Here is a 13,455-nt window from a genome sequence, read left to right as displayed (position 1 = left end):
CCTCCACGGTCAGCGTGGTCGTCGTGGTCATCGGGTCGCACACCCGGGGAAGGCACTCGTTGTACCCAAGCGGATCGACCAGCCGGCGGATGCGGCACCCCACGCAGGTTGAGACATGCTCGGGGAGCCTACCCGAGGCCCCGCCGCGCCCCATCGTCGTGGCCGGGGAGCGCACGGCGGCGGCCGCCCGAAATCCCCATGGGCGAGATTGTGGCGTCGCAGTAATCACTGACAAGATTTCAGCACGGCATCCAGCTGCGGGAGATGCCGCCGAACCGACCGTGGCTCGACGCACGCTAGGAGGCCCCATGGCACGGGTGAACCTGAGAGCCGCATTCATGAGCGGCCTGTCGTCCACCGTCACGGCTCAGCAGGTCTTCACCAACCGGGTCGACGAGGTGGCCGCGTTCGCCCGGTCGGTCGACGAGCTCCAGCGGATGCTGGACGAGGCCGAGGTCTCGCCGGTCGTGGACCGCGGGCAGGGCCGCCGCAATGTGCTGACCTTCTACGGCGTCGGTGGCATAGGCAAGACGACGCTCTCCCACGAGTTGGAGCGCCGCCTCCTCGCCGAAGCGCGGGAGAAGGAGCGCGACGACGTGGTGACCGTGCGGATCGACCTCTCGGAGGAGGGCGCCGGCGACATCGAGAGTCTGCTGCTGCGCCTGAGGGCCGCCCTGGGGCAGTTGGGGAACCGTTGGCCGGCCTTCGACCTGGCTCTGGCCTCCTACTGGGCTCGCGCCCACCCCGGTGAGGCCTTGCAGGAGTTCCTGGACGCCTCGCCGGCGCTGCGGCGCGCCTCGCGGAGCATCGCGCTGGGCGACCAGATCGCGGAGGCCGTGAAGCAGGTCGACCCGGGCGGTCTGGGAGGTCTGACCGGACTGGCCCACCGGGCCGCGCTGGTCACGTACCGCGCTGTCCGGGACCGGGTGCGGGAGGGCCGGCTGCTGGCCGACTGCGACCTGTTCGCCGAACTGGTCGAGGCGGACGCCGACTACGAGACGCTCTCGTACTTCCCGTACCTGCTGGCCTGGGACCTGGAACGGCAGCCCAGGGGCGGTCGGGCGGGTCGGCGGCCCCGGGTGTGCGTCTTCCTCGACACCTTCGAGGTGGTCAACGGTCAGGCCGATCGCGCAGTGGAACGGCTCGTCCAGCGCTGCGCCTATCTGATGCCGAACGTGCTGTTCGTCATCACCGGCCGGAACCGGATCGACTGGGCCGACTCGGGCGCGGGCGGCGAGCTGGACTTCGCCGGCCCGGAGTGCTGGCCCCATCTGCACTTCAGCAACGACACGGCCGAACCACGGCAGCACCTCGTGGGGTACCTGTCGGACTCCGACGCGGACAGCTATCTCCGTGAGGCCCTCGTCCGGGACGGTGAGCCCGCGATGTCGGCGGAGATCCGGGAACGCGTCATCTCCGGCGGCCAGGGGCTCCCCCTGTACCTGGACCTGTCGGTCTCCCACTGCGCCGCCCTGCTGGCACGCGGCGGGCAACCTTCCGTGGCGGACTTCGGCGGCTCGTTCACGGCGGTCGCGACCCGGTCGATCAGGGACCTCCCCCGGGAGGAGCGCGACCTGGTCCGAACCGCCGCGCTCACCGACCGGGTGGGTGCAGAGCTGCTGCGTGCCGGCCAACCCGGAGTCTCCGACGGGAGCGTGGCGCGGTTCCTTCGCCGACCGTTCCTGACACACGACGACGCCTATGCGTTCCCGTACGCGTTGCACGTGGCGTTGCGGCAGGCCATCGGCGAGGCGGACCGGACGCTTCCGGACGGCTGGTCGGATCGTGACCGCAGTGAGGTCGCCGCCCGGCTGCTGAGCTGGCTGGGCGAACGCCTGGGCCCCTCCGGCGGGCGGGTGGCGACGGCGCAAGCCCTCGAAACCGGGCTCAAGCTCTCTGCCGAGCACGGTGTCTTCGACGACTGGATGACGCTGGCCACGCAGCGGCTCGTCGAGGCCGGCCAGTGGTCGGAGCTCGGCGCCGGCCTCACCGGCGGCCCGGTGGGACTCCCCGAGTACCGGGCGATCCGGGCCGCCATCCGAGGGGTCCAGCTCCGCCGGACCGGCCGCGTCGAGGAGGCGATCGAGTTGCTCGGCGGCGCGGCCGGAGACGTGCGGCACGGTGGCCGGACGGCACAGCTGGTCCGCATCCACCTCGCCCACGCCCTGCGCAACCACGGCGACTACACGCAGGCCGCGGAGATCTACCGGGGTTTGGTGGGGGGTGAGTTCGACGCGGCCGCCCGCTACTGGCTCAGCGACTTCGACTACCTCAACGGGCGGTTTGCGACCGCTCTCGCCTCCCTGCACGAACAACCGGTCCGTGGCCCGGAGGACGAAGGCGAACGCCTCCGGCTGACCGGGCACATCTGGCGGGTCAACGCCCGCTTCGAGGAGGCGACTTCCGTCTACCACGAGGCGATCGACCTGGCGAGGCGCGAGGGACTGGCCGCCGCAGAGGCGAAGGCACTCGCCAACCTGGCGCAGACCGCCTGCTGGTCCGGGGACACGGCAGCCGTCGCCGACGCGGCGGGCCGGGCCCGGGAACTGCTCGACCTGGTGCCCAACCCCGTCGAACTGGTCAAGCTCCGGTCCGCCGAGGCGGTGGCCCACGCCATGGCCGGAGCCGCCGATGCCGCCCGGTCCGCAGTGGGAGACACCCGGCACCTTGCGGACGGGATCGCCTACCGGGGCGGCCACAACCTGGCGGACGTGGCCGAGATCCTCCTCGGCGTGCTCGCCGGTGACCACGAGGGTGCTCGTCGCACGCGGTCCGAGCTCGATGCGCGCACCCGTACGTCCGGAGGCAACACCTACTGGGTTCCCATCGCGACGTCCTGGATCGACGGCTCCCTCGCAGCCGCGGAGCACCTGCCTGCCGTCGGCTGGGTGGACGGCCCCGTCGCGTCGTTGGGCCGCTGGGCAGCGGTGGTGGCACGTCGATGACGCTCCCCGGCCCCACACCTCGGCCGAGTCGTCCGCAGAAAGCAGAGTTCGATGACTGACCTCGTAAGCGTCGGCCTCGTCGGCGTCGGCACCATCGCGCAGACCCATCTCGCGGTCCTGGCCGAACGGGCCGACGTGCTGGTCGAGTTCACGGTCGATCCGCACCGGGCGGAACCGCCCCCGTTCCGTGGAACCACCCCGCGTCACTACGCCGGCCTGGACGAAGCGCTCGCGGAGCACCGACCCGATCTGCTCGTGCTCGCCACTCCCACGCACACGCACGCGGAGCTGGCGGCCCAGGCTCTCCGGCTCTCCACGGCCAAGGTGCTGGTCGAGAAACCCCTCGTCCACGACCTCGCCTCGCTCGGGCGGCTCCGCGCACTGGACGAAGCGGTCGACGTGCGGGGCCGGTTGTTCACCGCGCACCACTTCGCCTTCTCGCCCGAGGTCGGCTGGGCGGCGGAACTGCTAGCCGAGCACCCCGAGTGGGGGCCCGTCACAGCCGTCACCTCCGCGTTCTACGACCCCTACGTCCTCAAGGGCGCCGATGCCTACGAGTCCTACGGCTCCAGCTGGATGGACTCCGGGGTGAACCAGCTCAGCATGCTCACCCGCCTGGTCGACCTCACGGCGCTCACCTCCGCCCGGCAGCTGGACGGCGGCGCCAGCGCGTGGTGCACCGCCGAGTACCGGTCCCGGGGCGAGTCGGGCACCGCACGTCTGCGCAGCAGCTGGCTCACGGGCTCCAGCAGCAAGGAGAGCACTCTGGTCCTCGGCCGGGCGGGTGTGGAGGTGTGGATCGACCACACCTCCATGACCGGCTTCGCAGCCCGGGGCGGTGACCTGCTCGCCGCCTTCGGGACGGACGGTCGGACGGCCCGGAAGGTGGCCCATTACCGGCCGCTGTACGAGAGCCTGCTCTCCGACCGCCCGGACCCGGTCCTCGGGTTCGACGCGGCCGCGAGGATCACCGAGATCCATCACGCGGCGCCCGGCGCGGAGTAGTCCCCGGGGCGCGCGTACGCCCCCGCACCCGCGTAGGCGGGTGCGGGGGCGTCGCGGTTCCTGAAGGGGTGCTCAGACTTCTTCAGCGGATCTTCAGCGGGTTGGTCGGAGGCTTCTGGGGTCACTCCCCGTCCGCCCCGTCGCAAGTGAGCTCCCGTTGCCCCTGAGCCCGATCCGTGCAGCCCGCGCCACGGCCGAGACCCGGCCCGTGCCCGAACGGCGGGGGTCCGCCGCCGAGGGGGCGGGGGTGGCGCTGCTGCCCTGGGTGCTCGCCGCCGTGCTGTTCGCCGCCTACACCGCGCTGTCCGTCTCCCGTCACCTGCACCTGCGGACGAACGGCTTCGACCTGGGGATCTTCGAGCAGGCCGTGCGCGGCTACGCCGAGGGCCGCGCGCCGGTCTCCGAGCTGAAGGGGCCGGGCTTCCACCTGCTCGGGGACCACTTCCACCCGATCCTGGTCACCCTCGCACCGTTCTACCGGGTCTTCCCCTCCGCGCTCACCCTGCTCGTCGCCCAGGCGGCGCTGGTCGCCGTGTCCGTCGTCCCCGTGACCAGGGCCGCGGTGCGGGCGGTCGGCCGGTGGGCGGGCGCGGGCATCGGGGTGGCGTACGGGCTGTCGGTCGGCCTGCAACAGGCCGTCGGCTTCGACTTCCACGAAATCGCCTTCGCCGTACCACTGCTGGCGTTCTCGCTGGAGCGGCTGATGCTCCGGCACTGGCGGGCGGCGGTCGGCTTCGCCCTGCCGCTGCTGCTGGTCAAGGAGGACCTCGCGGCGACGGTCGCCGTCATCGGCTGCTACCTGTTCTGGCAGGGCCGCCGCCGACTGGGCGCGAGCGTCGTCGGGCTCTCCGCCGCCACCCTGCTGCTGGTGCTGCTGGTCGTCATCCCGGCCCTCAACCCGGGCGGCGCCTACACCTACCTCTCCAGTGTCGACGGCCCGGCCGGCAACCCCGTGACCAGGCTGCTCCTGCCCGGCGAGAAGTGGCACACCGTCGTCACGATCCTGGCCCCCACCGCGTTCCTGGCGTTGCGTTCCCCGCTGATCCTGCTCGCCCTGCCGACGCTGGGCTGGCGCTTCTGGTCCACCAACCCGTTCTACTGGGGGACGGGCTTCCACTACGGCGCCGTCCTGATGCCGATCGTGTTCCTCGCCTTCGTCGACGCCCTGACCCGGCTTCGGCTCCGGTTCCGGGCCCGGCGCGGACTGCGGCGGTGGACGGTCCGCGGTTCCGTGGCCGTCGGGCTCGCCGTGACGGCCGCCGCCCTGCCCGCCCAGCCCCTCGCGGAACTGGCACGCCCCGCCACCTGGCAGCGCGACGCGACCGTCGACGCGGTGAGCGCGCTGCTGCGTCGGATCCCGGACGGTGCCGAGGTGGCCGCCGCCAACGGCTTCGCGGCCCAACTCACCGGCCGCACCCGGGTCTTCCTCTTCCCCCGTTACCCGGGCGGCCCCGGTGCGCGGCCCGACTGGGTGGTGGCAGCCGACCGCCCGCGGGACGGGCTCCTCCCCGCCCGCGACGAGGTCGAAGCCCTCCGCGCCCTCCCCGGCGCCGGCTACCGCCCCGTCGCGAGTGCCGCCGGCATCACGGTCTACCGGCTCACCGACCCTGCGGGCTGACCCGGGGCGGTGGTGGGACGGCGGGAGGCGTGGCGACAACTCGGCGCCGACGTGCGGTGGTTGCGCCGACGCGCGCAGGGCCCGCCGGTTGCGGGGTGGCCCTGCGCGCGTCGGAGGGACGACAGGTCAGCGGGACGGAGGGACGGCAGGTCGGCCTGGTGTCAGCTGAAGGAGATGTCGGCGGTCAGGGTCGAGTCGGCGATGGGCCGGCCGGTCCCGAGCAGGACGTCGACGCAGTTGTCCACGAGCGGCTGGTCGCTGGTGACGTCCACGAGCGCGGTCAGCTTCTGCCCGGCCAGGCGGGTGGAGGAGTCGGTGACGGTGCCGGTGAGGGTCCCGGACCCGTCGACCTCGACGATGGCGATGTCGGTGACGGTGCTGGTCGCCTGCGTGCCGTCCTTCAGGTTCCAGGTGAAGGTCGCCGAGGAGCCCGGCGCCAGTGCCGGCGGCGTCGCCGGGCTGCAGCTGAGCGTGCCGAACCTGAGCGTCGCGGTGACGGTGCCGCCCGTCACCGCCGTCGGGTCGTCCAGCGAGTCCGTGCACCCGCTCGCGGTCCCGTCGACCGCCATGGTGATGGCCTGCGGGTCGGCCGAGAGCGGCGGGCTGAAGGTGACGGCGGCCTTCACGGCGCAGTCCAGGACTTCCGGGGCGGCTGGCGGGGCTGCGTCGGCGGCGGGGGCCACGCCGGTGGACAGCGCGGCGAGGACGGCGGACACGATCACAACGCTTCGGCGTACGGACACGTGGGTTCCCTTTCTTTCGTCGGACCGGAGGGTGCGGTCCGCGCGTGGGGCTAGGCGGGCCGCAGGGCGTCGAGGAGTGGCGTCGGAGGGCGACGCCGAAGGGTGACGGTGGCACGGCGCGACGGATCCCGGCCGTCGCCATCCCGGGAACCCCGCCGATGCGCCTCGAATGGTCCAGGACCGGGGCCCGGCCTCGCGGGCCCGAGGGCGGCCGGGACGGACGACCGCCCGGTCGGTCGTCCGGGCTTGCGGGACGGGGCGGCCGCGGACACCGTGAGTACGCGATCAGTCGCGCGTGCCACTGCTGAACGGCCCGGTCCCTCTCCAGCCAGGAGGCTTGTGATGTCCCCTCTCGTCCTTGTGCGTGGCCGCGTGGCGGCCGTGGTGTGCGCGGCGGCCGTCGCCCTCGGCGCCCTGGCGGCGGTCGGCGCCCCGGCGTGGGCGGACAGCGGGCGGGCGGACACCGGGCAGGTAGCGTCGGGCCGGCGCGCCTTGATCAACTTCGGCACGGTGAAGTGGTTCAACGCCGAGAAGGGGTTCGGGTTCATCGTGCCGGACGTCCCCGGCCCGGACCTCTTCGTCCACTACTCGTCCATCGTCGGGGTCGGGTACCGGACCCTGGAGGAGGGCCAGCGGGTCGAGTACCAGGTCGAGCAGGGCCCCAAGGGCCCGCAGGCCGTCGACGTCATCGGTCTCTGAGGCCGCGCGGGGCCCGTCAGGCCACGTGGTCGAGGGCCCGCGCGGCCGTCGGCTGCGCCGAGGACCCGGCGCCCTCGGCCTGCGCGCCCCAGCGGCGGGCCAGGACGGCGCAGACCATCAGTTGCAGCTGGTGGAAGAGCATCAGCGGCAGCACCATCAGCCCGGCCGCCGCGCCCGGGAAGAGGACGGCGGCCATCGGGACGCCGCTGGCCAGGCTCTTCTTGGAGCCGCAGAAGACGATCGCGACCAGGTCTCCCCGGCCGAACCCGAGCCGGCGGCCGACCAGCAGCGTCGCGGTCAGGACCACCCCCAGCAGCGCCGCCTCCACCCCCAGCAGTGCCGCCAGCCGGGGCAGCGAGAGGGCGCCCCACACCCCGCCCACGACGGCGGCGCTGAAGGCGCTGTAGACGACCAGCAGGATCGAGCCGCGGTCGACCAGGCCGAGGACGGCGCGGTGGCGGGCCATCCAGGCGGCGATCCAGCGGCGCAGCACCTGGCCGGCGGCGAAGGGGAGCAGGAGCTGCTCGGCGATCTCCAGCACGGTGCCCGGCGAGACGCCGCCCTCGGTGTGCAGGAGCACGGCGGCGAGCAGCGGGGTCAGGACGATGCCGAAGAGGCTGGAGAAGGTCGCGCTGCAGACCGCCGCGGCCGTGTTGCCGCGGGCGATGGAGGTGAAGGCGATCGAGGACTGGACGGTGGAGGGCAGCAGGGTCAGGAACAGCAGGCCCTGGTAGAGCTGCGGCGACAGCACCGCCGGCACCAGCAGGTGGGCGGCCACCCCGAGCAGGGGGAAGAGGCCGAAGGTGACCGTGAGCACGGTGCCGTGCAGCCGCCACTGCTTGAGCCCTTCCCAGGCCTCGCGGGCGGAGAGCCGGGCGCCGTAGAGGAAGAACAGGACGGCGACCGCGCCGGTGGCGGCGTCCGAGAAGGCCGGTGCGGCGGCGCCGTGGGCGGGGAGCAGGGCAGCCACTGCCACGGTGCCCAGCAGGGCGGCGATGAACGGGTCGACCCGGAGGCGGGCGGGGCGCCGGGGCAGGCGGGAGCGGAGCGGGCGGTTCGGGCGGGGCATGGTTCTCCGCGGTGGCGGTTCGGGTGGGACGGCCCCAGCCTGCCGCCCGCCGGGGTGATTGTGAATCCCGCTGGCGGCGATCACTGTCATCATGACCCGTGATATCAGCGGATAGAATGGCCACGTGTTCGATCCGGTGCAGTTGAGGTCCTTCCTCGCGGTGGCCCAGACCGGCGGCTTCACCCGGGCCGCCCAGCGGCTGGGGCTGCGGCAGTCGACGGTCAGCCAGCACGTGCGGCGGCTGGAGACGGCCGCGGACCGGCAGCTCTTCCTGCGCGACACCCACTCCGTGCAGCTCACCAGCGAGGGCGAGGCCATGCTCGGCTTCGCCCGGACGATCCTGGAGGCGCACGAGCAGGCGCTCGGCTACTTCGCGCAGACGCAGGTGCGCGGGCGGGTGCGGTTCGGCGCCTCGGAGGACTTCGTCCACACCGAGCTGCCGCAGATCCTGCGGAGCTTCCGGCGGAGCAACCCCCAGGTCGACCTCGAACTCACCGTCGGCCTCAGCGCCGTGCTCTACGAGCAGCTGGCCGACGGACGGCTCGACCTGGTGCTCGGCAAGCGCCCGCCCGGCGACGGCTCGCAGGGCCAACTGGTGTGGCAGGACAAGCTGGTGTGGATCGCGGCGGAGGACTTCCGGACGGACCCGGCGGAGCCGCTGCCGCTGATCGTCTACCCGCCGCCCAGCTTCATCCGGGTCCGGGCCCTGGAGGCCTGCGAACGCGACGGGCGGCCCTGGCGGATCGCCTGCACCAGCACCAGCCTCTCCGGGGTCCGGGCCGCCGCGCTGGCCGGCCTCGGGGTGGTGCCGCACGCCCGCAGCCTGATCCCGTCGGGCCTGCGCGCGCTGCCCGACCAGCCGGGCCTGCCCAGCCTCGGCACCACCGAGTTCGCCCTCACCACGGGGCGCACCACGGCGCGCGGCCCGGCCCGGGTGCTGGCCCAGGCCGTCCTCGCGGACGCGTTCCGCCTGCAACGCGCACCGGAGCGGGCGGAGCCGTGACGGGGGGCGACGGCCGGGGCGCCCCCGGTCGTGGGCGAGCGTACGGCAGCGGCGAGGCGGCGGATCCGGCGGTTGGTTCCTTCCGTCGATGGTGACAGAGAGTCAAGGGCGCTTTCCCCAGCCGGACTTCACGCCGCTCGGCCGTTGAACCCGACGGTTCCCCGGTCGCGTTACGAAGGCTAGAGCAGCCGGCTGACGCGGACAGGGAAAGGTCGGAAATGATGCGATTTGGCGACATGCTGCACGGGCACCGGAAGCACCGGGGCCTGACCCAGCAGCAACTGGCCGATCTCGCCACGCTGAGTGTTCGCGCGGTGCGCAACCTGGAACGGGGCGGGGCGCTGCGGCCCCGGCGGGAGACGGTGCGGCTGCTCGTGGACGTGCTGCGGCTGGACGCCGACCAGCGGGCGCAGTTCGAGTCGGCGGCGTTCGCCGAGGCGCCGGGCGGGGCGCCCCGTGATCGCGGCCCCGGCTTGCGGGTGCCCGGGGCGCGCGTTTGAGTGGGAAGGTACCGGCGGAATCGGGGGCGAGGAGGCGCCATGTCGCACCACAAGCCCAACAAGGACGTCGAAGGCGACCCGGACACCGGGCACGGGCGCGGTCTGCCCCGGAGGCCCGACGAGGAGGAGCTCGACGAGCGCACCGAGGAGGACCGCGAGGAGGTGGGCCTGCCCCCGGAGCCGGACTCGGACGACACGCCCTGAGAGGCGACACGCTCTGAGAGGCGACGCGCCCTGAGGCGTGTCGGCTGCCGAGCCCGGGTGGAACGCCGCGCTACGGGCCGGTGGGGTCGCCCGCGCCCCCGGTCCTGGTCGGCCGGGTGTGGACCTTGGCGACGCAGGCCGGGAGGGCGGCGGCGTGGCCGTGGTCCCGGGCCCGGTACGCGCTGGGGGTCTCGCCGACCAGCTGGGTGAACCGCGAGCTGAACGAGCCCAGCGAGGTGCAGCCGACCGCCATGCAGACCTCCGTCACGCTCAGGTCGCCGCGCCGCAGCAGGGCCTTGGCCCGCTCGATCCGGCGGGTCATGAGATAGCCGTACGGGGTCTCGCCGAAGGCGGCGCGGAAGCTGCGGGAGAAGTGGCCCGGCGACATCAGTGCGGTGTGCGCCAGTGCCGGCACGTCCAGTGGCTGGGCGTAGTCGCGGTCCATCCGGTCGCGGGCCCGGCGCAGCCGGACGAGGTCGGGTAGGGGGACTCGGGGCACCTGGGGCACGTCTGCCACGCTACCCGCCCGGTCCGACAGGGTCGCGCGGAGGCGTGCGCCGTCCCGGGCCCCCGCCCACACCCCTGCGCCCCCACCCGTTCCCGCGCCCCCGCACCCGCCCCTGCGCGCTGCGCCACGCCCCCGCACCCCACCGCCCCGTCCGGACGAATTCCGGTCGAAGGCGGTGTTTTCGAGCAGGGCGGACGGTATCGGACCAACGAGTCCAGATTCGAACTGGTGGTGGAGCGGGTGTGGCGCTCTTGTCACGCGTGCACATGAAGTTTCGTCAATTCCCTTGCGGACAACTAAGATTGCCGATCTGCTGATGACTCCTGATCAGCTCGGGTGTGATAACCCGTCGATGATGAGAGCGGGACATTGGGACCAACGAGGCAGCGAACAAGGTACGCCGCGCAGGTCGCGGCACTGACGGTGGGACTGTCCGCCACGGCGCTGGTGACGGCGCCGGCGGCCTTCCCACAGCCCGGCGACGGGACGGTGACCGTCCGGGTGATCCGGGCGGTGGACACCAGCGGAGTGTGGACACCGGCCCTGGAGCCAGGGCTCGCGGGCGTGAAGGTGACGCTCACGGATGACGCCGGGGTCGCGATCGAGGGGACGACGGCGGCCGACGGTACGGTCACCCTGGCCCCGGCGGCGGCCAAGCCGACCGGGGGCAAGTACCGGGTGCAGGTGGTGAATCCGAAGCCCGGGGTGCTGTTCCCGGCCTTCGCCTCGCGGCAGGGGCTGGACGGCGCGCCGACCCAGCTCAGCAGCAACGAGGAGTTCGTCGACCTCTCGGGCGGCAAGAACGTGGCGTACACCACCGGGCTCTGGAACCCCGGTGACTACTGCCAGAAGAACGCTCCGCTGGTCGCGGCCTGCCAGCCGATGGACCGCGAGGGCGGGGCCCAGCGCACGCTGGTCTCCTTCCCGTACAGCGCGCGCGGCCAGGACGGCGAGGGCGTGACCGCCACGAACCTCGCCACCAACGGCGACACCGGCACGCTGTACGGCATCGCCTGGAACAAGGCCGACCGGCGGCTGTTCTCCTCGGCGGTGGCCAAGCGCACCACCGACTACGGCCCGGGCGGTGCCGGGGCGATCTACGTCACCGACATCGCGCAGAAGAAGACGACGCTGTTCACCACCGTCCCGAACGCGGGCTCGACGGCCCACGGCGGCGGCACCGACGACGCCTTCCTCGACACGCCGGGCAAGGAGAGCCTGGGCGGCATCAAGATCACCGACGACGGCAAGGACCTGTTCGTCGTCAACCTCAACGACCGCAAGCTCTACCGCTACAACGCCACCCTGCCGACCGCCGGGAACCCGACGGCCTCCTACCCGATCCCCGACCCGGGCTGCCCGGCGGCGGGGGACTGGCGCCCGTTCGGCCTCGGCATCCAGGACGGCACCGGCTACCTCGGCGGAGTGTGCTCCGGCGAGTCCACCGGCAAGCTCACCGACCTGCGCGCGGTGGTCCTGCCCTTCGACCTCGCCACCGGCGTGTTCGCCAAGCCGGTGCTGGACCAGCCGCTGGACTACCCGCGCCAGTCGACCGTCGGCTCGGGCCCGTGCGACGGTGCGAGCTGGTTCCCGTGGACGAGCACCTACCCGACCTCGCAGAACGGTCGTCCGTGCGGCAACGCCACCATCGCCCAACCCGAACCCGAGCTGGGCGAGATCACGTTCGAGACCGACGGCTCGATGCTGCTGGCCTTCCGCGACCGCTTCGGCGACCGCGCGCCGGGCGCCCCGGCGCCGAACTCCGTCGCCGTCGTCATGTCCGGCGGTGACCTGAACAAGGCCTGCCGGGCGAACGGCACGTACGTGATGGACACCAACAACGGGTGCGGGCTCGCCCCCCGGGGCACCCGGTTCTTCGACACGACCTGGGGCGGCCACCGCAACACGGCGTTCGCCGGCATGGCGCTCTCCAAGGTCGAGAGCACCGTCGCGGTCTCCGCCTTCGACCCCAACCACACCGCCCTCGGGTACGGCACGTCGTTCCTCCAGCGGGCGAACGGCCAGCAGGACCCGCAGTTCGGCTTCCGGCTCAACCCGGCCGGGACGATCGCGCCGTTCGGCAAGGGCGCCTCGATGGGCGACCTGGAGGTGCTCTGCGACCAGGCACCGCTGCAGATCGGCAACCGGGTCTGGTACGACCCCGAGCGCAAGGGCATCCAGAACCCGGGCCAGCGCCCGGTGGAGGGCGCGACCGTCCACCTCTACGACGAGTCGGGCAAGCTGGTCGGCACGACGAAGACGACGAAGCGCGGCGAGTACTACTTCGACGACTCGAACGTCACCGGCGGCCTCAAGCCGAGGACCAAGTACACGATCCGGCTCGACAACCCGGCGGACTACGCCAAGGGCGGGCCGCTCTACCAGTGGGTGCCCACCGACGCGGACGTCGGCGACAACCACTTCATCGATTCCAAGGGCCTGGTGCCGCCCGGTACGAAGTTCCCCGAGCGGGCGCTGACCACCGGCGGGCCGGGCGAGAACGACCACACCTTCGACTTCGGGTTCCGGCAGCAGGAAGGCGCGCTGCGCCTGGTCAAGCACGACCAGGACGGCAAGCCGCTGGCGGGGGCGAAGTTCCAGCTGTGGCACGAGACCAACGGCACCGACGGGTTGCAGACCGGCGGTGACAAGCCCGACACGGCGGTGGGCGGCCCCTGCACGACCGGGGCCGACGGCCTCTGCCAGGGCGCCGGGGTGCCGGGGACGTACTACTGGCAGGAGCTCAGCCCGCCCGACGGCTACTCGGCCCCGGACACCACCGTGTTCGGCCCGCTGACGCTGACCTCCGACAACCTCGCGGACGGTGTCTCGGTGACGGCGGTCAACAAGCTGCTGCCCACCCCGACGCCGACGCCGACCCCGACCCCGACGCCGACCCCGACCAACTCGTCGAGCCCGACGAGTTCGCCGAGCACGCCGCCGGGGCCGACGGAGTCGCCGAGCCCGTCGACGGCGAACCCGCCCCCGGCCGGGGGACAGCTGCCCAGCACCGGCGCCAACGCCCTGGTGCCGATGGGGATCGTCGGCGGCGTGGTGCTGGTGGCGTCCGGCGGTGCGCTGGTCCTCGTCGCCCGTAAGCGCAGGGCGCGGCACCAGTAGGAAGCGGTGAGGAGGGGCGGGCCCGTGGCGCGATTCATGCC

The 13,455-nt window shown here is 73.0% G+C and carries 11 protein-coding genes; 8 read left to right on the top strand and 3 right to left on the bottom strand.

The features are described from left to right. Positions 1-338: 338 nt before the first annotated feature. The 3 genes from OG556_RS05625 (at position 339) to OG556_RS05615 (ending at position 5,568) form a co-directional block, all read left to right on the top strand. Entirely contained in the window at positions 339-2,945 is a 2,607-nt protein-coding gene (locus OG556_RS05625; RefSeq protein WP_371516140.1) for a tetratricopeptide repeat protein, read from the top strand. A gap of 51 nt (positions 2,946-2,996) precedes the next feature. Beyond that, positions 2,997-3,950 (top strand): Gfo/Idh/MocA family protein, encoded by a 954-nt coding sequence (locus tag OG556_RS05620; protein ID WP_371516139.1) that lies wholly within the window; start codon positions 2,997-2,999, stop codon positions 3,948-3,950. 208 nt (positions 3,951-4,158) lie between these two features. Next, the gene (locus OG556_RS05615; protein ID WP_371516138.1) at positions 4,159-5,568 is read left to right on the top strand and encodes a DUF2079 domain-containing protein; all 1,410 of its coding nucleotides are present in this window, start codon (positions 4,159-4,161) and stop codon (positions 5,566-5,568) included. 161 nt (positions 5,569-5,729) lie between these two features. Here OG556_RS05615 and OG556_RS05610 read toward each other — a convergent pair whose 3' ends face one another. After that, on the bottom strand, positions 5,730-6,284 hold the full coding sequence (locus OG556_RS05610) for a hypothetical protein (RefSeq protein ID WP_371516137.1): 555 nt from the start codon (positions 6,282-6,284) through the stop codon (positions 5,730-5,732). Positions 6,285-6,806: 522 nt separating this feature from the next. Between OG556_RS05610 and OG556_RS05605 the strand changes: the two genes are divergently transcribed. Next, entirely contained in the window at positions 6,807-7,010 is a 204-nt protein-coding gene (locus OG556_RS05605) for a cold-shock protein (RefSeq protein WP_371522581.1), read from the top strand. 16 nt (positions 7,011-7,026) lie between these two features. Here OG556_RS05605 and OG556_RS05600 read toward each other — a convergent pair whose 3' ends face one another. After that, positions 7,027-8,079, bottom strand: coding sequence for a bile acid:sodium symporter family protein (locus OG556_RS05600; protein ID WP_371516136.1), 1,053 nt, complete (start codon positions 8,077-8,079; stop codon positions 7,027-7,029). Between the two features lie 124 nt (positions 8,080-8,203). Between OG556_RS05600 and OG556_RS05595 the strand changes: the two genes are divergently transcribed. The 3 genes from OG556_RS05595 to OG556_RS05585 all read left to right on the top strand — a co-directional run bounded on the left by OG556_RS05595 (position 8,204) and on the right by OG556_RS05585 (position 9,786). Further along, entirely contained in the window at positions 8,204-9,082 is an 879-nt protein-coding gene (locus OG556_RS05595; protein WP_371516135.1) for a LysR substrate-binding domain-containing protein, read from the top strand. A gap of 218 nt (positions 9,083-9,300) precedes the next feature. After that, positions 9,301-9,582 carry a helix-turn-helix domain-containing protein gene (locus OG556_RS05590; RefSeq protein WP_371516134.1) on the top strand — a complete coding sequence of 94 codons (282 nt, stop codon included), beginning with the start codon at positions 9,301-9,303 and terminating at the stop codon, positions 9,580-9,582. Between the two features lie 39 nt (positions 9,583-9,621). Continuing rightward, positions 9,622-9,786 carry a hypothetical protein gene (locus OG556_RS05585; protein ID WP_371516133.1) on the top strand — a complete coding sequence of 55 codons (165 nt, stop codon included), beginning with the start codon at positions 9,622-9,624 and terminating at the stop codon, positions 9,784-9,786. Between the two features lie 70 nt (positions 9,787-9,856). On the opposite strand, the gene OG556_RS05580 is transcribed toward OG556_RS05585, so the two are convergent. After that, positions 9,857-10,231, bottom strand: coding sequence for a helix-turn-helix transcriptional regulator (locus OG556_RS05580; protein WP_371522579.1), 375 nt, complete (start codon positions 10,229-10,231; stop codon positions 9,857-9,859). A 486-nt stretch (positions 10,232-10,717) separates the two neighbouring features. Between OG556_RS05580 and OG556_RS05575 the strand changes: the two genes are divergently transcribed. Beyond that, on the top strand, positions 10,718-13,414 hold the full coding sequence (locus tag OG556_RS05575; RefSeq protein ID WP_371516132.1) for an SdrD B-like domain-containing protein: 2,697 nt from the start codon (positions 10,718-10,720) through the stop codon (positions 13,412-13,414). Positions 13,415-13,455 lie beyond the last annotated feature (41 nt).

The organism is Kitasatospora sp. NBC_01300 (assembly GCF_041435235.1).
Lineage (GTDB): Bacteria > Actinomycetota > Actinomycetes > Streptomycetales > Streptomycetaceae > Kitasatospora.
The sequence above is the reverse complement of the archived record's forward strand: the minus strand, read 5'-3'. Positions and strand labels throughout refer to the sequence as shown.

Bases quoted from the DNA above. Each gene is read 5' to 3' on its own strand.
- OG556_RS05620 (WP_371516139.1), top strand. From the start codon at position 2,997: ATGACTGACCTCGTAAGCGTCGGCCTCGTCGGCGTCGGCACCATCGCG.
- OG556_RS05590 (WP_371516134.1), top strand. From the start codon at position 9,301: ATGATGCGATTTGGCGACATGCTGCACGGGCACCGGAAGCACCGGGGC.
- OG556_RS05580 (WP_371522579.1), bottom strand. From the start codon at position 10,231: ATGGACCGCGACTACGCCCAGCCACTGGACGTGCCGGCACTGGCGCAC.
- OG556_RS05625 (WP_371516140.1), top strand. From the start codon at position 339: ATGAGCGGCCTGTCGTCCACCGTCACGGCTCAGCAGGTCTTCACCAAC.
- OG556_RS05600 (WP_371516136.1), bottom strand. From the start codon at position 8,079: ATGCCCCGCCCGAACCGCCCGCTCCGCTCCCGCCTGCCCCGGCGCCCC.
- OG556_RS05585 (WP_371516133.1), top strand. From the start codon at position 9,622: ATGTCGCACCACAAGCCCAACAAGGACGTCGAAGGCGACCCGGACACC.